Below are 20,525 nucleotides of genomic sequence, written 5' to 3' on the forward strand. Positions count from 1 at the left end.
GATGGCAGACATGCCCGAGCTTGCCGCACATGTCCGCGACGTTCCCGTCAACCAGATCCGCGAGATCACTGAGGCCGCGTGGGCCACCCCCGGCGCCATTGTGCTAAGCATCGGAGAACCGGGGTTCGCCCTCCCCCGCCACGTCCTCGAGGCCGGCATGGCCTGCCTGGACCGCGACGAAACCAACTACACGCCAAACGCCGGAATCCCCGCCCTCCGCGAGGCCTTCGCAGCCAGGTTCCGTGAGCGCAATGGCGTTGACATCGGTTCCGAGCGTGTCTACATCGTGGACGGCGCCCAGCAGGGCCTCCACTTGGCCATGAGCCTGCTGCTCTCCCCCGGCGACGAAATCCTGATCCCCAACCCCGGTTACCCGACGTTTGCAATGACCAGCCGTCTGCTGCACGGAGTTCCCGTGGGCTACCCGCTCTACCCGGAGCACGACTTCCAGCCAAGGATCGAGGACATTGAGGCACTCATCACGCCGCGGACCCGGGTGCTGATCCTGAATTCACCGTCCAATCCCCTGGGCGCGGTCCTGGGCGAAGAGCTGACCCGCAACATGGTGGAGCTGGCTCAGCGCCATGACCTGTGGATCATCTCCGATGAATGCTACGAGGCGTTCACCTACGATGTTCCCCACGTCAGCCCCGCCCGCTTCGACAGTGATGTGCCTGGGGAGGCGAGGGTTTTTACGTCCCTGACGCTCTCCAAGACATACGGCCTGACGGGGCTGCGGATTGGTGCGCTGGTCTGCCCGCCCGGGCTGGAGCGGAAGATGAACAACGTGATGGAGTCGATTGTTTCCTGCGTCGCGTCCCCGTCCCAGTACGCCGCGATAGCCGCCCTGACGGGCCCTCAGGACTACGTCAGCCACGCGCATGCACACTATCGGGCCAACCGGGACTCGGCCTCGGCGATACTGGAATCCAAGGGCATCCCCTTCCTCTCCGCTCAGGGCGCCTTCTACCTGTGGGCCGATGTTTCGCATGTCAGCGGCGGCGACGTGCGGTCCTGGGTCCGGACGTTCCTGGCCGATTCCGGGGTGTCCTTCGCCCCAGGGACTGCCTTCGGTTCCATCGGCGAAGGCTGGATCCGGATCGCGCTGTGCGCCGCCCAAGAAGACCTCGTGGAAGGCCTGGGCCGCCTCCCGTCGCGAAGCTGATCCTCCCCTCGCGGAACTGCCCTCCCGAAGCTGATGCACCCCACCTGAAGAAACAATCTCCCCAACTCGGGCACAGAGCCCCTAGTGAAGTTGCCAGTCGTCCCCTAGCCTGTCCACAGGGGCGGCTCCGGAGAGGAAGATCATGTGGTGGCAGGACCTGCTGTGGGGCTTCTGGAACGGTATTACGGCGTGGATAGTGCTCATTGCCCACGTGTTCGGGGCCTGGGCGGAGTTCCCCTTCTATAACACCGGCAGGGCCGGCAACTGGTATGACTTCGGCTTCCTTCTGGGCATGGGATCACCTTTGCTCGGAGGACTGGGGGCGCGCGGCCGGCGGTCCCGGCGTACCTAACGCGGGACCTCAGCCGCAGTAGCTCAGCTCAGGCTCGAGGACAGCGCGTGTTCCAGCCATGTCCGGAGCTCAGGCGCCGGTGCGGCACCCGCCTGCCGGGCGATCACCATTCCATTGACGATCACCATCAGCGTGGGGATTGCCTGAACGGCAAACCTGGAGGAGAGTCCCGGCGCGCGGTCCACATCCACCTTGACCAGCTTGATCCGTCCCGCCTTCTCCGTCGCCAGCTGGTCCAGGACCGGACTGACCAGCCGGCAGGGGCCGCACCATACGGCCCAGAAGTCGATCAGTACAGGCACGGTTGACTGCTCTGCGATGTGCCTGAAGTCAGCGTCTCCGGCGTCAACGATCCACGGCAGGTTATGGCGGCAGTTTCCGCAGAGGGGACGGCCGGGAGCCGCTGCGGGGATCCTGTTCGTCTTACCGCAGCCGGGACACCTGATGAATCTCGGTTCCACTGCTCCCCGCTGCCTTCCAGTCGCGCCTGAAGCCATAGGTTAATCGCACGCCCGGCTGCCGGGGCCGGATAGAGTCGAAGGTCCCGCCGGCCCGGCAGTCCGGTCCTATCCGCGGCCGGAGCTCAGTATTCTGTGCGGTCCGGGTTGTCGCGCCACGCGTCGAACGGAACGTTCGACGTCGGAATGTCGGTCTGGCGGACCGGCATCAGTTCCGGCCGGGTGCCCTCAAAAAACTCGTAGAACACGGCGTCGTCGAACCCGGCGGCCGCTGCCCCGTGCCTGTCCGCGGCAAAATACACGCGCTCGATCCGCGCCCACAACGCCGAGGCCAGGCACAACGGACACGGCTCACAGCTCGCATAGAGCACGGCGCCGCTCAGGTCGAAGGTCCCGGACTCGGCCGCTGCTGTCCGGATGGCCACGACCTCGGCGTGGGCCGTGGGGTCGTTGTCGCGCGTCACCCTGTTGACGCCGAAATGGAGCTTCCCGTCTGCGGTGACCACTAATGCACCAAACGGGCCACCGCCGTCGGCCACATTCTGAACGGCCAGGTTTACGGCCTGGCCTAGGAACTCCTGGATGTCAGCGGCTGAAGGTTGGGTGTCCATGCTCCGATCATAGCCAGCTATCCCCCGCTCCACGTGAAGGATGCGGCCGCAGTTTGCCGGATCCATCGACTTACCCGGAGGCAAAGAAATAGAATGTGCCCAGTGGGGGCGGCGGTCTTTCCCGTAAGCCGAATAAGTGGTCTCAATGATTCCCGGTAATCATCATTGGCCATTTGGAGACCACCATGAGAAAGCACTTTTCGCTTGCCGCGGCTGCTGTCACCGCCGCGGTTTTCCTGGCAACCGGCTCAGCAGGCGTCGCAGCCCCGCCGCAGAGCGAACCGGTCACCCTTGCAAACGGGCTCGTCGGCCCGCTCCATGCCAGCGCCGGCCGCGACGGTTCCGTCACGGTCAGCGAGTCATTCGCCGGCCGGCTGACCCGGATCGGCTCGGACGGCGCCAAGTCGGTGCTCTATTCGGACCCCGCATGGGATGTCGCCGGTAGCGGCGAACGCCGCGGGACCACGTATTTTGCCGAAAGCCAGGGCGCCGGTCCCTTTGATGACCGCCCCCTTGCCGGTCACATCCGGTCCATCCAAGAGGATGGCACGCAGCGCACGTTCGGCGATTTTGCTGCACTGGAGACGGAAGAGAATGCCGATGGCGGCGAACACTACGGCTTCAAGGACCTTCCGGACGCGTGCCTGGCACAACTGCCGCCGGAGGTGCAGGCTGCCTATAACGGCGACGTCGACTCCCACCCCTACGGGATTGCCGTCGCCGGCCGCACCATCTACGTTGCCGATGCCGGCGCCAACAGCGTGGTGTCCGTGGACATCCGGTCAGGTGAAACAGAAACGGTGGCGGTACTTCCGTCGCAGCCCTACCGGATCACTGCGGAGGTGGCGTCAACCCTGAAGCTCCCTGACTGCGTTGTGGGCCGAACCTATGCCTTTGAACCCGTCCCCACGGACGTCGCGGTGGGTCCCGACGGCTGGCTGTACGTCTCCGTGCTCCCCGGCGGACCGGAGGATCCCGCACTCGGTGCCCGCGGCGCCGTGTACCGGGTCAATCCGGACAACGGCAGGGTCAGGCTCTTTGCTGACGAGGTCATGTCACCCACCGGGCTGGCATTGGACGACAACGGCGACGTTTACGTCGCGTCCCTGTTCGGCGAGGGCGTGCTCAGGATCGACGGCGACAGCAGGCAAAGGACGGTGCTGGCCGGCGTCCTCACGGCGGACGTTGCCCTTGAGGACTCGACGCTCTATGCCACTGTGGATGCCCTGCCGGCGGCGAACCAGCCTCCGAACGGACGCCTGGTCTCCGTGGACCTGGACGGGCATTCCCGCCACTGACCGGATTTAACACACAAGTGTGGCCGGCCCCTTCGCGGGTCCGGCCACACTGTTGCTGCGCCTATTGGTTGCTGCGCTTATTTGTTGCTGTCTTCGTCGATTTCTTCGTCGTCGAGGAGGTCGTCATCCTCTTCGTCGAAGTCGTCCTCGTCGATTTCCACGTCCTCGGGAATGTCGCTCTTGTAGGGATCTGCGTCGCCGGCATGCTTGGCGCCTGCAGCCAGGGCAGCCACCTCTGCGTCGCGCTTCTTGGCGGCGCGGAGCAGTTCCTCGAGGTTGGACGCGTTGACCGGAATCTGGTCGGCCACGAACTCCAGGGTGGGGGTCAGCCGAACAGTGATGTTGCGGCCGACTTCCTGCCGGAGGACGCCCTTGGCCTTCTCCAGGCCCTTGGCGGCATCCGCCTGGACAACCTGGTCCCCGAACACGGTGTAGTAGATCGTGGCGTGCTGCAGATCATTGGTCACACGGGCATCGGTGACGGTAATCCCCTCAAGCCGGGGATCCTTGACCTTCCGGCCCAAAGCCTCTGCAACAACAACCTTAATCCGCTGCGCCAACTTGGCAGCGCGTGCCGGATCAGCCATTTCCACTCCTAAATATTTGGATGTACGACGGCGCCGGAACGGTGCCCGCACAACTGTTGGGTTTTGATGCCACGCACCTAAGGCGAGTCTACGACGGACCCGCGTTGGATTTTATCCGGCGGCCAGGGAGTGGCATCGGGCCTACCGAAGCTGGGCGGCAAGGGATCGCAGATCCCATGCCGCCCAGCGTAGGGGCGGGGCCGCCGGAAAAAATCCGACGCCCCCGACCCGTCAAACAACCAACCTAGACGCGCGGCTTCTCGCGCATCTCGAAGGTCTCGATGACGTCGCCCTCGGTGATGTCGTTGAACGAGCCAAGACCGATACCACACTCGAAGTCCGTGCGGACCTCGGTTGCGTCGTCCTTGAAGCGCTTGAGCGTCTCAACGGTGAGGTTGTCACCGATGATCTTGCCGTCGCGGCTGATGCGGGCCTTCGTGTTGCGTCGGATAACACCCGAGCGAACGATGGAACCGGCAATGTTGCCGAACTTGGAGGAACGGAACACTTCGCGGACCTCGGCGGTGCCAAGCTGGACCTCTTCGTACTCCGGCTTGAGCATGCCCTTGAGGGCCATCTCAATGTCATCGATTGCTGCGTAGATGACGGAGTAGAAGCGCATGTCCACGCCTTCGCGGTCTGCCAGTTCGGCAACACGCTCGGCGGGCTTGACGTTGAAGCCGATGATAACGGCGCTGTCGACCGTTGCCAGGTTGACGTCGTTCTGCGTGATCGCACCGACACCGCGGTGGATAACGCGGAGCTGGACGCCTTCGCCGACATCGATCTTGAGCAGCGCATCTTCGAGGGCTTCCACGGCACCGGACACGTCACCCTTGAGGATGAGGTTGAGGGTGTCGATCTTGCCATCGGCGACGGCCTGGTCGAAGTCTTCCAGGCTGATGCGCTTGCGGCGCTTGGCCAGGGCGGCGTTGCGGTCTGCTGCTTCACGCTTCTCGGCGATCTGGCGGGCGGTGCGCTCGTCAGCGGTCACAAAGAAGGTGTCACCTGCACGCGGGACGTTGGACAGACCCAGCACCTGCACGGGGCGGGACGGGCCGGCCTCGGTCAGGACGCTGCCGTCGTCGTCGAACATCGCACGGACGCGGCCGTGGGCCGTGCCTGCCACGATGGTGTCGCCGACGTGGAGCGTACCGGACTGAACCAGGACGGTAGCAACCGCACCGCGGCCCTTGTCCAGGTTGGCTTCAATCGCGATACCGCGGGCGTCCTTGTTCGGGTTGGCGCGCATGTCCAGTGCTGCGTCTGCGGTAAGCAGGACAGCCTCGAGCAGCTCGTCGATGTTCAGGTTCTGGCGGGCAGAGACCTCCACGAACATGGTGTCGCCACCATACTCTTCCGGAACCAGTCCGTACTCGGTCAGCTGGCCGCGGACCTTTTCCGGGTTGGCGCCTTCCTTGTCGATCTTGTTCACGGCCACGACGATCGGCACGTTGGCGGCCTGCGCGTGGTTGAGGGCTTCAACGGTCTGCGGCATAACGCCGTCGTCCGCTGCGACCACCAGGATGGCGATGTCGGTGACCTTCGCACCACGGGCACGCATGGCGGTGAACGCCTCGTGGCCCGGAGTATCGATGAAGGTGATCTTGCGTTCGATACCTTCGTGGTCAGTGGTGATCTGGTAGGCACCGATGTGCTGCGTGATGCCACCGTGTTCACCCGCGACGACGTCGGAGTTACGGATAGCGTCCAGCAGGCGGGTCTTACCGTGGTCAACGTGACCCATGACGGTGACAACCGGAGGACGTGCCTCGAGTTCCTCGTCGCCTTCGGCTTCCAGCTCGGCGTCGAAGTCGATGTCGAAACCGGAGAGCAGCTCGCGCTCCTCGTCTTCCGGGGACACGACCTGGAGCTTGTAGCCAAGCTCCTCGCCCAGCAGGGCGAAGGTCTCTTCATCCAGCGACTGCGTGGCCGTGGCCATTTCGCCGAGGTGGAAGAGCACGGTCACCAATGCAGCGGGGTTCGCCTCGATCTTGTCGGCAAAGTCCGTGATGGACGAGCCGCGACGGAGCCGGACAACGGTGTTGCCGTCGCCGCGGGGCACGCTTACGCCACCCAGCGACGGAGCACTCATCTGCTCGAGTTCCTGGCGCTTGGCACGCTTCGACTTGCGCTGCTTGCCACGGCCTGCGCCGCCCTTACCGAAGGCACCCTGGGTGCCACCGCGACCGCGGCCGCCCTTGCCGAAGCCACCGCCGGCCGGAGCACCGCCACCGGCACCCGGAGCGCCACCGGTACCCGGTGCGCCGCCTGGGCGTCCGGGACCGCGGCCTCCGCCGCCGGGACGGCCTGCACCAGCGGGTGCGGGACGTTCGGTGCGGTTAGGCATCATGCCGGGAGTAGGACGGTTTCCGCCGCCTGCACCGGGACGTGCACCTGCAGCGCCGGCCGGACGCGGAGCGCCCGGACGTGCACCCTGTGCGCCAGCGGGACGGGGAGCACCCGGACGGGGACCCCCGGCGCCGGCTGCCGGACGCGGGCCGCCGGGGCGCTCGCCCTCAGTGCGGTTTCCGCCCGGACGGGGCATGCCCTGGGAAGGAGCAAACGGGTTGTTGCCCGGACGCGGCGGACGTTCGTTGTCGCCGCCGCGGCCTCGGGGCATGCCCTGGGACGTGGCGAAAGGGTTGTTACCGGGACGGGGACCGCCCGGACGGGGTGCTGAACCCTGGCGTGCAGATGCTGCCGGAGCCGGAGCCTCAGCCTTGGGAGCCGGGCGTGCGCCGGGCTTGGCACCGGTGGACGGTGCAGCCGGAGCGGGCGCCGCAGGCGCAGACGCTGCTGCAGCGGGTGCTGCCGGAGCCGCAGCCGACGGAGCGGCCGGGGCTGCAGCCGGAGCTTCAGCTTTGGGTTCCGGAGCCTTGGGAGCTGCCGGTCCCGGCGCGGGCGCCGGACGGGAAGCCGAGGGGCTGGCGGGCGCCTTGGGCGCTGCAGCCGGAGCTTCGGACTTCGAAGCGCCGGCGGCGGGATAAGCGTTGCGGAGTTTCCTCACAACGGGGGCCTCAATAGTTGAAGAGGCAGAGCGAACGAATTCGCCCAGTTCCTGCAGTTTGGTTACTGCATCTTTGGAAGTAATACCGAGCTCTTTAGCAAGCTCATGTACGCGGACCTTGGCCACATTTCTCCTGTCTCGGTCCGCACCGAGCCAGGCACGAACCGTCTACTTCTTACTGCGGACCTTCGCCGCGATAGCAGCTGAAAGGCCCATTGCAGAGCGCAACAAAGTTGTCATCGTTGCGCACTCATCGCTGGGAACTCATCGGGTTTCCATCAGTTTTCTGACCCGCTTTCAGGTTGGACGGTTGTTGCTGCAGCCACCGGAGTGTCCACGGCATGCGTGCCCGCCGTTATCCGGCGTTCGACAGCGGCAGTTCCGGTTGTGCCCGGGAGGGCACGTCCGAACGCACGCCGCTTGATTGCCAGCGCCAGGCACGTTTCGCTGGAGTGCAGCCATGCACCCCGGCCAGCCATCCGGCGTCGTTCGTCAACGATGACAGCGGTGGAACCGCTGCCTTCGGCGACGAGCCGGAGTAACTCAGACCGTGCGCCCTTCTTCCGGCATCCGATGCAGGTACGCTGCGGCTGATTCTCAAGGTGTTGCACTAGTGCCACGGTGAGTATCTTCCTGCCCATACATATCTGCTGCCCCGAGCCCGCCTGCGTAAACCGCATTCGTAACGAACGCAGATTTGCGGGCACGCTCAAGGCGCACGAATACCGGCCATCAGGCGCGGTCATGTCTATTCTAGCCCCTCAGGTGCCCCGGCCCCGAAACGACGGGTCGAAACCGGGCGGGACAATCCGAGGGGCACTCCGCCGAAGCGGCTTAGTTTTCGCGCGGAACCGCGGCGTCGGAGACGATGTCGATGCGCCAGCCGGTGAGCTTGGCAGCCAGGCGGGCGTTCTGGCCCTCCTTGCCGATGGCAAGGGACAGCTGGTAGTCCGGCACAACAACACGTGCGGAACGCGTTGCCTCATCGGTGATGGTGACGGAATTCACCCTCGACGGCGACAATGCGCTGGCGATGAAGGCCGCCGGGTCCTCGCTGAAATCGACGATGTCGATCTTTTCGTCGTTGAGCTCGGTCATGACTGCCCGGACGCGTGAACCCATTTCACCGATGCATGCACCCTTGGCGTTGACGCCGGGGATGTTGGCCTTGACGGCGATCTTGGTGCGGTGTCCGGCCTCACGGGCCAGCGCCACGATTTCCACGGAGCGGTCGGCGATCTCCGGAACTTCCAGTTCGAAAAGCTTCCGGACCAGGCCGGGGTGCGAACGGGACAGCGTGATGGAGGGGCCCTTGGTGCCGCGGTGAACGTCAATCACGAAGGCGCGCAGCCTGTTGCCGTGAATGTACTTCTCGCCGGGTACCTGCTCGGGCGGGGGCAGCAGCGCCTCCACCGTTCCCAGGTTGACCTGGATCATGTGCGGGTTGTTGCCCTGCTGGATGGTGCCGGCAACGAGCTCGCCCTCTCGGCCCTTGAACTCGCCCAGGACGTTGTCGTCCTCGACGTCGCGCAGGCGCTGCAGGATGATCTGGCGGGCGGTGCTGGCAGCGATGCGGCCGAAGCCGGCCGGTGTGTCCTCGAACTCGCCGATGGGGGCACCGTCGTCGTCGATTTCGGTTGCCCAGATGGTCACATGGCCGCTCTTGCGGTCCAGCTCTGCGCGGGCCTTTTCGAAGGCTCCCGGAGACTTGTGGTAGGCCACCAGCAGCGCCTGCTCAATGGTGGGGATCAGGAGGTCCAGCGGAATTTCACGCTCACGCTCCAGAAGTCTCAGTGCGCTCATGTCAATATCCATCAGGCCTCCTCAGAAGGTCCATTGTGTTCGTCTTCCAGACCGACCTCGTCGAGGTGGCTGAACTCTATCTCGACTTTTCCATTACGGATCCTGTCGAAAGGAATTTTCTCGGGCTCGCCCTGCTTGGGCTTCATTCCCTTTTTTGCCGCGATCTCCGGAACCAGGGTCACGCCGTCGTCGTCAATGGACTGGACCCTTCCGGTCAGGTTCTCCCCCTGTATGACGTTCACCTTGACCATGCGTCCGCGGGCACGGTGCCAGTGGCGCGGCTCGGTCAGGGGCCGTCCGACGCCTGGCGAGGAAACCTCGAGGTCGTAGGGGCGGCTGTCGTAGTTGGGGTCGCTGTCCAGGATTCCGGAGAGCTCCTTGGAGATCTCCGCGATGACGTCAAGGCTTACTCCGCCGGTTTCCTCCTGCGGCAGGTCCACCACTACGTGGATCACCCGGTGGGAACCCTGGATGTTGATGGCAACGTCCTCCAGGTAGAGCCGGTTTGCCTGGACCGTGGGTTCCATCAGCGCCCGGACGCGCTCGGCTTCCGGGTTGTGCACGGATTCGGCCTCAGCCTTTCCCGTCCCGGTCCGGTCTGATGAAGTCGTGGCTTCTGCATTACTCACGATGCCGGCCGCCTCCCGCTAGATGATGTTGTGTGTACTAGCGTAGCGATTTTATGGGCGCCATGGTGCACTCGCTTGCTGCCGGGCATGACAACATGGTCTGTTGTGAAAGACGACACCAAGGAAAATCGACGGCCGGGCCGATATTTCCGGTACGGCATCCTGGCGTCATTGACAGTTCTGTTCATCAGCCTTGGGCTGGCGCTGACTCCGGGCCCGCCGCCGCAGGCGCCGGAACCGCCCTTTTCCGAACGGGCACGGTCCGCGGCCCTTGCCGAAACGATGCAGCTGCGCCTCGCCGGCAGCAAACTTGCCGACGCTGTTTCCGGCGCCGAACGCCAAGGCCTGCTGCGCGCTGTGACTTTGCTGACAACACAGGCCAAGGCGCTGACCGGGCCCGATCAGGGTCCTTCGCCGTCAGCCACAGGCCCTGCCGTCGGCACCCCTGCAGCCACCGCGCCCGGTACCTCCGCTCCCTCGAGCGGGCAGGCCGCACCACCGGACTCACCCGCTGCGCTCATCACCGCGTTGTCCGCGAGCGGCGGGCAGCGCCTCTCGGATGCGGAGGAGTCCGACGGCGGGATGGCCCGGCTGCTTGCCGCCGTCGGTACCGCCCAGCTACTTCAGGCGTCTTCGCTGGCCACGGCTGTGGGGGCAGCAGCACCGGACATGCCTGCCCTTCCAGGACCGGCAGCGGCACCCGCGTCGTCGGCAGCACCGGCAGGCTCATGCCCGCCGGTCCCCACCCCTTCCGGGGCGGGTGAAGGAACAGCAACTCCGGCAACCGCCCTCGCGATGACAGTCAAAACGGAAGCCGAAACCGTTTATGGCTACCAGGTGGCACTCGCCCGCCTCGAAGGCACGGCCGCCGGCTCTGCGGCCCAGCTGCTGGCACGGCATGAATCGGTCCTTGCCGAGGCCGAAGCCCTGAGCCGGGCACAGTGCGTGGACATTCCGGCACGGGAAGCGGGCTACACCCTGGGCCCCCTGTTCCTCGAATCGCCCGCGGCCGGCCTGGGCAGCCTCGAAGCAGGAACCCTGCCGGTTTACGGCGACCTGGTGGCGTTGAGCGACGGCAGTACCCGGCAATGGGCCATTTCAGGCCTACTGGCCGCTGCACGCCGCGCGGCGCTCTGGGGCGCCGACTCCGGTCCCTTGCCGGGCATCGTGGTGGACACTGCGCAGCTCCCCGAACTGCCGGACGCCAGCCCGGCGCCCGAGTCCCCCGGTACAGGGTCCCCCGGAACACCCTGAGCCGGCGCTGCAAAGTATGCCTAGCCTTCCTTAGTCCCGTATTACTGGCACGCCCCCGGGCGCTGGTGGTTTGCTGTAGTCATGGACACCCCCGGAGCACCTGCGCTGCACGAGAACGAGCCGCATGGCAATGACGTCGCCCACCGGCTGAACTGGCTGCGCGCCGGTGTACTCGGGGCCAATGACGGGATCGTTTCCGTGGCCGCCATTGTGGTGGGCGTGGCCGGTGCCACCACCCAGACCGGCCCGATCCTCATCGCAGGTGCGGCCGGCGTAGTGGGCGGCGCAATTTCGATGGCACTGGGTGAATACGTTTCTGTCAGCAGCCAGAGCGACAGCCAGAAGGCACTGATCGAAAAAGAACGCCGCGAGCTTGAAGAAGAGCCCGAAGAGGAGCTGGCCGAGCTGGCGGCCATCTATCAAAGCAAGGGGCTGAGCCCGGACACCGCCCAGGTAGTGGCCAGGGAGCTCACGGCACATGACGCCCTGTCCGCCCATCTGTCGGCTGAACTCAACATCGACCGGGAGGACATCGTCAGCCCCTGGCATGCCGCTTTCGCCTCGGCAATCGCCTTTGTCGCGGGTGCCGTCTTACCAATGCTGGCCATCCTCCTGCCGCCCGAGAACATCCGGGTCCCGCTGACGTTCGCTGCCGTTCTGGTGGCACTGGCCGCGACGGGATCCGTTGGCGCCTGGATCGGCGGCAGCTCCAAGACAACGGCAGCCGTTCGGGTGGTGATCGGCGGTGCGCTGGCGCTCGCTGCGACTTTCGTCATTGGCAATCTCCTGGGCGCCACCGGCATCGTCTGACGTCCGCACTGGAAGCCCCTGCCTCAACTAGTCTGGAGTTGATGAGCAACCCTGCAGAAGTCCCGATCCCGCCCGACCTCAGCCGCCGCTACAGCGGAAGCAGCGCGGGACGTGCCTGGCTTGCTTCCCTGCACGGGTTGATTTGCGGACGCCTGGAGCGCTGGGGGCTTGAGGTCGACCTCGAGCCCGGCCAGCTGCCGTGGAACGGCCACGGCGGTGTGGTTGTCCCGGTAACGCGGGAAGGTGTCCCTGCTGCGCTGAAGGTTGCCTACCCCCATGACGAAGCACGGGTTGAGCGTTTCGCCCTGCGGCTCTGGGACGGCCACGGGGCGGTCCGGCTGCTTGAGTCCGACGCGGGAACGTGTTCGATGCTGCTGGAGAGGCTCGACGCCGGCCGCTCGCTCCAGGAAGTTCCGCTGGAAACGGCAGTGGAGGTCTGGGGCGGGCTGACGCGGCAGTTGAGCCTGGCGCCGGACCACCGCCCGGAGTGGAAGGAGTTCGACCACGTGGCGGCGCGCGCCGAACAGTGGAGCGATGACCTTCCGGCGGACTGGGAACAGCTGGGCCGGCCCTTTCCGCGGTGGCTGCTGGAGGCCGCCCTGGAGGTTTGCCAGACGCGCGGAGCCGTGGGCCGCCGTGCCGGGACCGACGTTCTGGTCAACACCGACTTCCACTACCTGAACATCCTGGCCCGGCTCAAGGACCAGCCGCTGCCACGAGCCGCTGCCGGCGCCGGCGCAGATACTGCAGGCGCCGGCGGCAACGGCCGCTCCAACGGCTTTGCAGCCATAGACCCTCAGCCGATGGTTGGCGAGGCCGAGTTCGCCGTGGCCCCGCTCCTCTGGAACCGCATCCGCGACCTTCCCCGAACGGATCCGGGGCAGGGACTGTTGGACAGATGCCGGGACTTCAGCACGGCCGCAGGGCTGGATGCCGAAGTGGCCCGGCAGTGGAGCCTTGCCCGAGAAGTTGAAAATGCCCTCTCGTATGCCTCGCGGCCGCACCATGGCGGCGACCTCGCACGGTCCTTGTGGGTGGCAAGCACGCTCGCGGGACGCACCCTCGCATGGCTCCCCGCGGCACACGACCTCCCCGCCCCCGGGGAAGCCGTAGGGCTGGCCGTTTCCTAGCTGCGGACCGCGGCCAGGGCCGTTCGTACCGCCTCGACGGCTACTTGGACGTCGCCGTCGTCCGTGGTCCAGTTGCTCACCGAAATCCGCAGCACATCCCGTCCCTTCCAGCGGGACCCCGACATCCACACCAGCCCGTCCGCAATGATCCGTGCCGTCACGGCCCGCGTTTTGGCGTCATCACCGAAAGCCAGCGAGACCTGCGTGTATTCGACGTCGTTGAGCACTTCGACGCCGTCCAGCCCCGACAGCTGGTGCGCCAGTTGCGAGGCCCGGCTGACCAGGTTGCGCACCTGTGCGGCCACTCCGTTCCGGCCGAGGGACTTCAGCACCGCCCACACGGGAACGCCGCGGGCCCGGCGGGACAGCTCCGGGACGAGCTGGAACGGGTCCGCGGCCTCAGCTGAGTCGCGGATCATGTAGCTGGGGTTGACGCTCATCGCGGCGCGCAGGGCTTCGGTGTCCCGCACGGCGACGATGCCGCAGTCGTAGGGCACGTTGAGGGTCTTGTGCGCATCGGTAGCCCACGAGTCAGCCAGGTGGAGCCCGGCGGTCAGTGCGGCGAGTTCGGGCACCGCGGCCGCCCACAGTCCGAAGGCACCATCCACGTGCACCCACGCTCCATGTGCTTTCGCGACGGTGACCGCCTGCAGGAACGGATCGAAAGCTCCGGAATGCACGTTCCCGGCCTGTAGACAGACCAGCAGCGGCGCCGGGGCCGATCCGTCGGCAGCGCCCAGCGCACGGTCCAGGGCGCAGTCCAGCTCCGCGGCATCAATCCGGCCCTGCCGGTCCGAGGGCACCACGATGGGGCGTCCCATGCCGAGATACCGCAGTGCGAGATCGATCGAGTCATGGCGTTCCTGGCCCACGAAACAGCGGATGGGCGGAGCGCCGGTCAGCCCGTCCGTGTTCACGTCCCAGCCGGCTTGCTCCAGGACGCGCCAGCGGGCGGCGGACAACCCGGCGAAGTTGGCCATTGTCGCTCCGGTGACGAAGCCGACGTCGGCCGCTTCCGGCAGGCCCAGCAGGTCCAGGAACCAATGCCCGGCTGCCGCCTCGATGACCGCGGCGGCCGGCGTGGCGGCACGGAGGAACGAATTCTGGTCCCAGGCGCTGACGAGCCAGTCCGCTGCCAGTGCGGCGGGCAGCGTACCTCCAATGACCCACCCGAAGAAACGCCCCGAAGGCATGGCCATGAGACCCGGTTCCGCCTTGCTGGCGAGGAAGTCGATCACTTCGTCCGCAGGGAGGCCGCTCACCGGCATTGGGCCGCCGAAGACGGCTTCCAGCTCCGCGGCTGTGGCCCGGGGCCCTACGTGGCGGGTCGGCTGGCTTTCCAGCCATTCACGGGCATGCCCGGCTGCTGCGTCCAAGGCGTCGCGGAAGGGTTCGTCCCCTTTTGACATAGGAGCATGCTACGCCGGGTCCTGCCCGTCCGGGAGGGTCTTTCGCATGGTATCCGGACCCGGCCGGGTTGCCGGATCGGACGGAGGCTAGGCGAAGGTGTCCTGCCAGATGTCGTAGCCCAGCTTGATGATCAGTGCGCCCACGACGGCGAGGAAGACGTTGCGGATGAAGGTGCTGCCCTGCTTCACCGCGGTCCGGGCCCCGAGGTAGCCGCCGGCCATGTTGGCAAGCCCCAGCACGAGTCCCACGCCCCACAGCAGTGAGCCGTGGGGCAGGAAAAAGATCAGGGCGCCGGCATTGGTGGCCATGTTCACGATCTTGGCCTTGGCACTGGCTTCGAGGAACGCGTACCCCATCGCGGACACCAAGGCGATGATCAGGAACGAGCCCGTGCCGGGTCCGATCAGGCCGTCGTAGAAACCGATGGCCGCGCCGATGAGGCAGGCCACCACATAGTGCGTCCTGCCGTCGTGGCGGAGCGCCGTCAGCTCGCCGATGTTCGGTTTGAAGGCCGTGAAGAGCGCGACGGCGACCAGCGCCGCCACGATGATCGGCTTGAATACGCTGGCGGGCAGGGTGGCGGCCAGCACAGCACCTCCGAAGCTCCCGGCCAGCGCGATGACCGCCATGGGGATGGCCGTGCGCAGGTCAGGCCTGACGCGGCGGTAAAACGTCACAGCGCTGGTGGTGGTCCCGAAGATGGAACCCATCTTGTTGGTGGCAAGCGCCTGGACCGGGCTGATGCCCGGCACCAGCAGCAGCGCCGGGAGCTGAATGAGCCCTCCGCCGCCCACCACGGCGTCAATCCATCCTGCGGCGAAGCCCGCCACGATGATGAGGATCAGCGTGGCGGGCTCCAGCGACTCGAATCCGGAGATCACTCCTTCGACTGCGGGGAGTTACTTGCTGCGGACGGCATTGACCACATAGTCAACCGCCTTGTCCACAGCCACGTTCTCCGCCTCGCCGCTGCGGCGGTCCTTGATCTCCACCACGCCATCCACGAGCCCCTTGCCAACGGCGAGGATGGTGGGCACGCCGATAAGCTCGGCGTCGCCGAACTTCACGCCGGGGGAAACCTTGGGACGATCGTCGTAAATGACCTCAAGTCCATTGGCTTCAAGCTCAAGGGCGAGCTGCTCTGCGGCGGCGAAAATCTCCTCGCCCCTGCCTACAGCGACGACGTGGACATCAGCCGGTGCCACTGCCCGCGGCCAGATCAGGCCCTTGGCATCGTGGTTGGATTCGGCCAGGGCCGCGACAGCACGGGTCACGCCAACGCCGTAGGAACCCATGGTGACCACAACCTGCTTGCCGTTCTGGTCCAGGACCTTCAGTTCAAGGGCTTCGGCGTACTTGCGGCCGAGCTGGAAGATGTGGCCCATCTCGATGCCGCGTTTGGTCTCCAGCGGACCGGAACCGTCCGGCGCTTCGTCACCGGCGCGTACCTCGGTGCACTCGATCACGCCGTCCCAGCCGAAGTCGCGGCCGGCGACGAGGCCGAAGACGTGCTTTCCGGCCATGTTGGCACCGGTTACCCAGGCGGTGCCGCTGACGACGCGGGGGTCCACCAGGTACAGGAGCTTCGCGGCGCCTTCCAGGCCAAGCAGGGGCGTGCCAAGCGACATCCCCGGGCCCAGGTATCCCCGGACTATGAGCGGGTTGCGGGCGAGGTCTTCCTCGCCTGCGGCCTCCACGGTGATCTCGCCGGCGACCGGCAGGTACGTGCCGATGTTGGCCTCAACACGCTTCAGGTCCACGCCGCGGTCACCGGGCACGCCGATGACGACGATCTGGCGTTCCCCGGTGGGCAGGGTGACGGCGAGGACAACGTTCTTCAGCGTGTCCGCGGCCGTCCAGGCGCCGCCGTCGTTCTCCCCGCGGGGCACCAGCTGATTGGCGGCGTCCACGAGCGTTTCGATGGTGGGAGTGTTCGGGGTGTCCCGGATGTCCGCGGCCGGAGAGTTGGTGTAGTCGATCTCGGCGGGGACCACGGTGGTCACGGCTTCCACGTTGGCCGCGTAGCCGCCGGCCGAGCGCACGAACGTGTCCTCGCCGATCTCGGTGGGGTGCAGGAACTCCTCGCTCCTGGAGCCGCCCATGGCACCGGCTGTGGCGGCCACTGGGACAACTTCGAGGCCAAGGCGTTCGAAGATCTTCAGGTAGGCGGCGCGGTGCGCGTTGTAACTGGCGTCCAGGCCGGCGTCGTCGACGTCGAACGAGTAGGAGTCCTTCATGATGAACTCGCGGCCGCGCAGCAGGCCCGCGCGGGGCCGCGCCTCATCGCGGTACTTGTTCTGGATCTGGTAGATGCTCAGCGGAAGGTCCTTGTACGAGGAGTACAGGTCCTTGACCAGGAGCGTGAACATTTCCTCGTGCGTGGGAGCCAGGAGGTAGTCCCCGCCCTTGCGGTCCTTCAGCCGGAAGATGCCCTCGCCGTACTCCGTCCAGCGGTTGGTGGCCTCGTACGGCTCCTTGGGCAGGAGAGCCGGGAAGTGAACCTCCTGGGCGCCGATGGCGGCCATTTCCTCGCGAATGACCTGCTCCACTTTGCGCAGGACGCTCAGGCCCAGCGGTAGCCAGGTGTAGATGCCCGGCGCGGCCCTGCGGATGTATCCGGCACGGACCAGGAGCCGGTGGCTCGCCACCTCGGCGTCGGCGGGATCTTCGCGCAGGGTGCGCAGGAACAGCTTGGAAAGTCGAAGGACCACGGGTAGGAATCCGTTTCTTGGGAGGTGCCTGTTCAGATGACGGGCTGGGGCAGATCTGTCTGGTTACTAATCTACCGTGACGCGGCGAGTGCCCCGGTCCCCCGCAGCCTGCCGCCGACTGTGCCCGTTCCTGCTGCACCGCTTAACGGGGAGGAGCCACGCCAGAACTAAGAGGAAGCCCCTGGCCGTTGCCGGCTGGTCATCCTGTTTTGGCGTGGCTCTTACGGCCTGTCAGACCGTCAAGTCCGGAGGAAGCGCTGAGCGTGCCTGCTGGGAAGGACAACGCTCAGTACCAATTGGTGATTCCCCTCTGAGACCGCACACACCCCATCGGCGCGGCTAGGTAGAACCTATGTGATCCACGGCACCATTACAAGAGTCGTCACGCAGTTTTCTGCAGTTGACTCGCGGTTACCCCAGGGGTCCGTGGAAGACGGTCCGCTAGTCAATGAGGGCGGCAGCCTGGTCCAGAAGTTCTTCGATCGGGGCCAGATCGGCCGAGGTGACGCCGGTGCCCGTCGCCTGTGCCGCGATCAGGACTCCGCCCTTGACCGCGAAGGTCATCACCGTGCTCTGCGTGGCACCAGTGGGCAGCGTGACGTCCGTTTGCATGGCGATGGCGCCGGCGGTGTCAGCCCCGCTGTCAAGCCCCGTGGTGGTTGCTGTCACGGACATCTCGCCGATCTTCATGCTGAGGTTTCCGCAGTCTGCAATCTCCTTGCCGCGCGCGGAAAGCGCCCCGTCCAGCTTTTGCTTGTCCACGCCGGAGAGGAGAGAGAGCGTCTGGGTCAGTTCGGCATTGGAGGACGTGGACGCACCAACGGCCATGGTGGTGCTGCTGTCCGGCTTCAGCGCCGTGCCTGTGGCGATGGAATTGCATTCGGCAGGTTCGACCTGGACCTCGGTCATGAGGGACATCATCTGGTCCAGCGCCTGGGAAACTTTGTCCGCGGGCATCACGGCCAAAGCGACGCTGTCTGTGTCCTTCACTCCTCCGGCGATCTCCGCGAGCTCATCGGAACTCAGCATTTTGAAGGCGTCTTCCGTCGGCGTGGGGCTTGGAGTTGCTGTGGCGGAGGTTTCCGGGGCCGCACCGCCCCCTGCGTCCGCCGGCTTAGCGGGTCCGCCACAGGCTGTAAGTGCCAGCACAAGGAGGGCAGATCCCCCGAAATAGCGCAGAACAGACGTATTCATTTATCCCCCAATAAGTTCGAATGCCGGCCGGTACCGGCCAGCTAGAACAGAACTGTAGCGAACGTGCCCACCTGGCGGAAGCCCACACGCTCGTATGTGGCCCTTGCGCGCGCGTTGTAGTCGTTGACATACAGGCTGGTGACGGGCGCGAGCTGCTGCGCCAGTTCCACGACGGCGGCCATGTAGCCGGCACTGAGCCCGAGTCCGCGGAAGGAAGGGTTCATCCAAACCCCCTGGACCTGCGTCACGTCGGCGGTGACGGCGCCCAGCTCGGCCTTGAACAGGACCTGGCCGTCCGCGTTGAGGTGGACCAGGGAATGGCCCTGCCGGATGAGTCCCTCGACGCGCCTGCTGTAGAACTCGCGGCCGCCAAGGAACGGCGAATAGCCGACTTCCTCCTCGAACATGGCCGCGCAGGCAGGCAGGATCCGGTCAAAGTCGGCGAGCTGGCCGAAACCCAGGTCCGTATTTGCCAGTACGGCGGGCGGCTCGGTGATGGTCATCAGCGGCTGGTCCGCCCGGACCTCGTGGGCAGCTTGCCCCAGCTGCTCCAGCTGTTCATAAATGGCCAGGACCGTATCCGCAGGGCCGAAGATGGAGGCGAAGCGGCGGCCGGAGCGGTGCGCGTGCTCGGCCACGAGTCCGGCAAGTTCCGGGTCCAGCTGCACGGGAACAAGGTTGGCCCCTGCCCAGCACGCGCCCACGAGGTCGTCGCCGTCGAACACGCCAAAGATACTGGCCCCGCCCAAAGTGGGCGCGGCGCTTCCCGTCGCGGCCAGGTGCGACAGGATGAAGACGTTGGCCACAACGTCGGTCCGGGCCAGCTCCCGCAGCATGGCGGTGTCCGGCCCGGACAGGACCCGGATTGATACGCCGGGTCCTGCATTCTCCTTACGAGACGCTAACCACGGGGCTACCCTTGACAGCATCTTCGCCATCGGCCTCCCCCATCTCTTCAGCGATACGCATGGCCTCTTCGATCAGTGTCTCAACAATTTCGCTCTCGGGGACAGTCTTGATGACCTGGCCCTTCACAAAGATCTGTCCCTTGCCGTTGCCGGAGGCCACGCCCAGGTCGGCTTCACGTGCCTCACCGGGGCCGTTGACGACGCAGCCCATGACGGCTACACGCAGCGGAATCTCCATGCCTTCGAGTCCTGCCGTGACCTGCTCAGCCAGGGTGTAGACGTCCACCTGGGCACGGCCGCATGACGGGCAGGAGACAATTTCAAGCTTGCGGGGACGCAGGTTCAGCGACTGCAGGATCTGGTTGCCAACCTTGATTTCCTCGACGGGAGGAGCCGAGAGGGAAACGCGGATGGTGTCGCCGATCCCCCTGGACAGGAGCGCACCGAAGGCCGTGGCGGACTTTATGGTGCCCTGGAAGGCCGGTCCGGCCTCGGTGACGCCAAGGTGCAGGGGCCAGTCGCCCTGTTCGGCAAGCATCTCGTAGGCGGCGACCATGATCACGGGGTCGTTGTGCTTGACGGAGATTTTGAAGTCGTGGAAGCCGTGCTCCTCGAACAGCGAGGCTTCCCAGACCGCTGACTCAACCAGGGCTTCCGGGGTGGCCTTGCCGTACTTCTTCAGGATGCCGGGCTCCAGGGATCCTGCATTGACGCCGATCCGGATGGAGGTGCCGTGGTCCTTGGCGGCGCGGGCGATCTCCTTGACCTGGTCATCGAACTTACGGATGTTGCCAGGGTTGACGCGCACCGCAGCACAGCCCGCCTCGATCGCGGCGAAAACATACTTGGGCTGGAAGTGGATGTCAGCGATGACCGGGATCTGCGATTTCCGCGCGATGATCGGGAGGGCCTCGGCGTCGTCCGCGGACGGGCAGGCAACCCGCACGATGTCACAGCCTGACGCCGTCAGCTCTGCAATTTGCTGCAGGGTGGCGTTGATGTCCGTGGTGGGGGTGGTGGTCATCGACTGCACGCTGATGGGCGAATCTGAGCCGACGCCCACCGAGCCCACCTTGATCTGACGGGTTTTCCTGCGCGGAGCGAGGACGGGGGGCGGTGCTGACGGCATTCCCAGGCTGACCGAGGTCACGTGGACTCCTATTTAGATCGAAGTATCGATGGTGTGTGGTTCCGG

19 protein-coding genes are annotated in these 20,525 nt (G+C 65.8%); 6 read left to right on the forward strand and 13 right to left on the reverse strand.

The annotated features are described in order from the left end of the window. Positions 1-10 precede the first annotated feature (10 nt). On the forward strand, positions 11-1,165 hold the full coding sequence (locus J7I79_RS11585) for a pyridoxal phosphate-dependent aminotransferase (protein WP_214953283.1): 1,155 nt from the start codon (positions 11-13) through the stop codon (positions 1,163-1,165). A gap of 142 nt (positions 1,166-1,307) precedes the next feature. Continuing rightward, a complete protein-coding gene (locus J7I79_RS11590) occupies positions 1,308-1,517 on the forward strand; it encodes a hypothetical protein (protein ID WP_104172500.1) in 210 nt (69 codons plus the stop codon). 23 nt (positions 1,518-1,540) lie between these two features. Here J7I79_RS11590 and trxA read toward each other — a convergent pair whose 3' ends face one another. Further along, on the reverse strand, positions 1,541-2,014 hold the full coding sequence (trxA, locus tag J7I79_RS11595) for a thioredoxin (protein ID WP_214953285.1): 474 nt from the start codon (positions 2,012-2,014) through the stop codon (positions 1,541-1,543). An 86-nt stretch (positions 2,015-2,100) separates the two neighbouring features. Beyond that, positions 2,101-2,586: a nucleoside deaminase gene (locus J7I79_RS11600; RefSeq protein ID WP_214953287.1), complete on the reverse strand. Its 486-nt coding sequence runs from the start codon at positions 2,584-2,586 to the stop codon at positions 2,101-2,103. A gap of 185 nt (positions 2,587-2,771) precedes the next feature. On the opposite strand from J7I79_RS11600, the gene J7I79_RS11605 reads away from it, so the two are divergent. Further along, positions 2,772-3,884 carry a ScyD/ScyE family protein gene (locus J7I79_RS11605; RefSeq protein ID WP_214953289.1) on the forward strand — a complete coding sequence of 371 codons (1,113 nt, stop codon included), beginning with the start codon at positions 2,772-2,774 and terminating at the stop codon, positions 3,882-3,884. Positions 3,885-3,961: 77 nt separating this feature from the next. Here the strand turns inward: J7I79_RS11605 and rbfA are convergent, their stop codons facing one another. From rbfA to rimP, 5 genes are all read right to left on the reverse strand, one after another. After that, entirely contained in the window at positions 3,962-4,471 is a 510-nt protein-coding gene (gene rbfA, locus J7I79_RS11610; protein WP_104172504.1) for a 30S ribosome-binding factor RbfA, read from the reverse strand. Between the two features lie 244 nt (positions 4,472-4,715). After that, positions 4,716-7,607, reverse strand: coding sequence for a translation initiation factor IF-2 (gene infB / locus J7I79_RS11615; protein ID WP_214953291.1), 2,892 nt, complete (start codon positions 7,605-7,607; stop codon positions 4,716-4,718). Between the two features lie 152 nt (positions 7,608-7,759). Further along, the gene (locus J7I79_RS11620; protein ID WP_311380567.1) at positions 7,760-8,227 is read right to left on the reverse strand and encodes a YlxR family protein; all 468 of its coding nucleotides are present in this window, start codon (positions 8,225-8,227) and stop codon (positions 7,760-7,762) included. 88 nt (positions 8,228-8,315) lie between these two features. Continuing rightward, positions 8,316-9,296 carry a transcription termination factor NusA gene (gene nusA / locus J7I79_RS11625; protein ID WP_214953293.1) on the reverse strand — a complete coding sequence of 327 codons (981 nt, stop codon included), beginning with the start codon at positions 9,294-9,296 and terminating at the stop codon, positions 8,316-8,318. After that, positions 9,296-9,913, reverse strand: coding sequence for a ribosome maturation factor RimP (gene rimP, locus J7I79_RS11630; protein WP_214953295.1), 618 nt, complete (start codon positions 9,911-9,913; stop codon positions 9,296-9,298). The genes nusA and rimP overlap by 1 nt, the downstream gene beginning before the upstream one ends. A gap of 171 nt (positions 9,914-10,084) precedes the next feature. Between rimP and J7I79_RS11635 the strand changes: the two genes are divergently transcribed. The 3 genes from J7I79_RS11635 to J7I79_RS11645 all read left to right on the forward strand — a co-directional run bounded on the left by J7I79_RS11635 (position 10,085) and on the right by J7I79_RS11645 (position 13,107). Further along, complete coding sequence (locus J7I79_RS11635; RefSeq protein WP_214953297.1) at positions 10,085-11,167, forward strand: ferritin-like domain-containing protein; 1,083 nt, start codon at positions 10,085-10,087, stop codon at positions 11,165-11,167. An 81-nt stretch (positions 11,168-11,248) separates the two neighbouring features. Then, on the forward strand, positions 11,249-11,977 hold the full coding sequence (locus J7I79_RS11640) for a VIT1/CCC1 transporter family protein (protein WP_214953300.1): 729 nt from the start codon (positions 11,249-11,251) through the stop codon (positions 11,975-11,977). Between the two features lie 41 nt (positions 11,978-12,018). Beyond that, a complete protein-coding gene (locus J7I79_RS11645) occupies positions 12,019-13,107 on the forward strand; it encodes an aminoglycoside phosphotransferase family protein (protein ID WP_214953302.1) in 1,089 nt (362 codons plus the stop codon). Here J7I79_RS11645 and J7I79_RS11650 read toward each other — a convergent pair. From J7I79_RS11650 to ispG, 6 genes are all read right to left on the reverse strand, one after another. After that, complete coding sequence (locus J7I79_RS11650; protein ID WP_214953304.1) at positions 13,104-14,516, reverse strand: pyridoxal-dependent decarboxylase; 1,413 nt, start codon at positions 14,514-14,516, stop codon at positions 13,104-13,106. The two genes, J7I79_RS11645 and J7I79_RS11650, sit on opposite strands and share 4 nt — an antisense overlap. Positions 14,517-14,603: 87 nt before the next feature. Further along, a complete protein-coding gene (locus J7I79_RS11655) occupies positions 14,604-15,398 on the reverse strand; it encodes a TSUP family transporter (protein WP_214953306.1) in 795 nt (264 codons plus the stop codon). An 18-nt stretch (positions 15,399-15,416) separates the two neighbouring features. Further along, positions 15,417-17,228 carry a proline--tRNA ligase gene (locus J7I79_RS11660; protein ID WP_214953308.1) on the reverse strand — a complete coding sequence of 604 codons (1,812 nt, stop codon included), beginning with the start codon at positions 17,226-17,228 and terminating at the stop codon, positions 15,417-15,419. A 441-nt stretch (positions 17,229-17,669) separates the two neighbouring features. After that, positions 17,670-18,422, reverse strand: a complete 753-nt coding sequence (locus J7I79_RS11665) for a hypothetical protein (protein WP_214953310.1) — start codon at positions 18,420-18,422, stop codon at positions 17,670-17,672. Between the two features lie 41 nt (positions 18,423-18,463). After that, complete coding sequence (locus J7I79_RS11670) at positions 18,464-19,351, reverse strand: GNAT family N-acetyltransferase (RefSeq protein WP_214953493.1); 888 nt, start codon at positions 19,349-19,351, stop codon at positions 18,464-18,466. Beyond that, positions 19,314-20,480 (reverse strand): flavodoxin-dependent (E)-4-hydroxy-3-methylbut-2-enyl-diphosphate synthase, encoded by a 1,167-nt coding sequence (gene ispG, locus J7I79_RS11675; RefSeq protein ID WP_104172517.1) that lies wholly within the window; start codon positions 20,478-20,480, stop codon positions 19,314-19,316. Before ispG ends, J7I79_RS11670 begins: the two co-directional genes overlap by 38 nt. Positions 20,481-20,525 lie beyond the last annotated feature (45 nt).

Origin of the sequence: Arthrobacter sp. ISL-69, assembly GCF_018613775.1 — a bacterium.
Classification (GTDB): Bacteria; Actinomycetota; Actinomycetes; order Actinomycetales; family Micrococcaceae; genus Arthrobacter.

What these genes read in the sequence shown, in the direction of transcription:
- J7I79_RS11645 (WP_214953302.1), top strand. Translation starts at nt 12,019, where the DNA reads ATGAGCAACCCTGCAGAAGTCCCGATCCCGCCCGACCTCAGCCGCCGC.
- J7I79_RS11670 (WP_214953493.1), bottom strand. Translation starts at nt 19,351, where the DNA reads ATGCTGTCAAGGGTAGCCCCGTGGTTAGCGTCTCGTAAGGAGAATGCA.
- J7I79_RS11585 (WP_214953283.1), top strand. Translation starts at nt 11, where the DNA reads ATGCCCGAGCTTGCCGCACATGTCCGCGACGTTCCCGTCAACCAGATC.
- rbfA (WP_104172504.1), bottom strand. Translation starts at nt 4,471, where the DNA reads ATGGCTGATCCGGCACGCGCTGCCAAGTTGGCGCAGCGGATTAAGGTT.
- J7I79_RS11600 (WP_214953287.1), bottom strand. Translation starts at nt 2,586, where the DNA reads ATGGACACCCAACCTTCAGCCGCTGACATCCAGGAGTTCCTAGGCCAG.
- nusA (WP_214953293.1), bottom strand. Translation starts at nt 9,296, where the DNA reads ATGGATATTGACATGAGCGCACTGAGACTTCTGGAGCGTGAGCGTGAA.
- J7I79_RS11620 (WP_311380567.1), bottom strand. Translation starts at nt 8,227, where the DNA reads ATGACCGCGCCTGATGGCCGGTATTCGTGCGCCTTGAGCGTGCCCGCA.
- trxA (WP_214953285.1), bottom strand. Translation starts at nt 2,014, where the DNA reads ATGGCTTCAGGCGCGACTGGAAGGCAGCGGGGAGCAGTGGAACCGAGA.
- J7I79_RS11650 (WP_214953304.1), bottom strand. Translation starts at nt 14,516, where the DNA reads ATGTCAAAAGGGGACGAACCCTTCCGCGACGCCTTGGACGCAGCAGCC.
- J7I79_RS11640 (WP_214953300.1), top strand. Translation starts at nt 11,249, where the DNA reads ATGGACACCCCCGGAGCACCTGCGCTGCACGAGAACGAGCCGCATGGC.
- J7I79_RS11665 (WP_214953310.1), bottom strand. Translation starts at nt 18,422, where the DNA reads ATGAATACGTCTGTTCTGCGCTATTTCGGGGGATCTGCCCTCCTTGTG.
- J7I79_RS11605 (WP_214953289.1), top strand. Translation starts at nt 2,772, where the DNA reads ATGAGAAAGCACTTTTCGCTTGCCGCGGCTGCTGTCACCGCCGCGGTT.
- J7I79_RS11590 (WP_104172500.1), top strand. Translation starts at nt 1,308, where the DNA reads ATGTGGTGGCAGGACCTGCTGTGGGGCTTCTGGAACGGTATTACGGCG.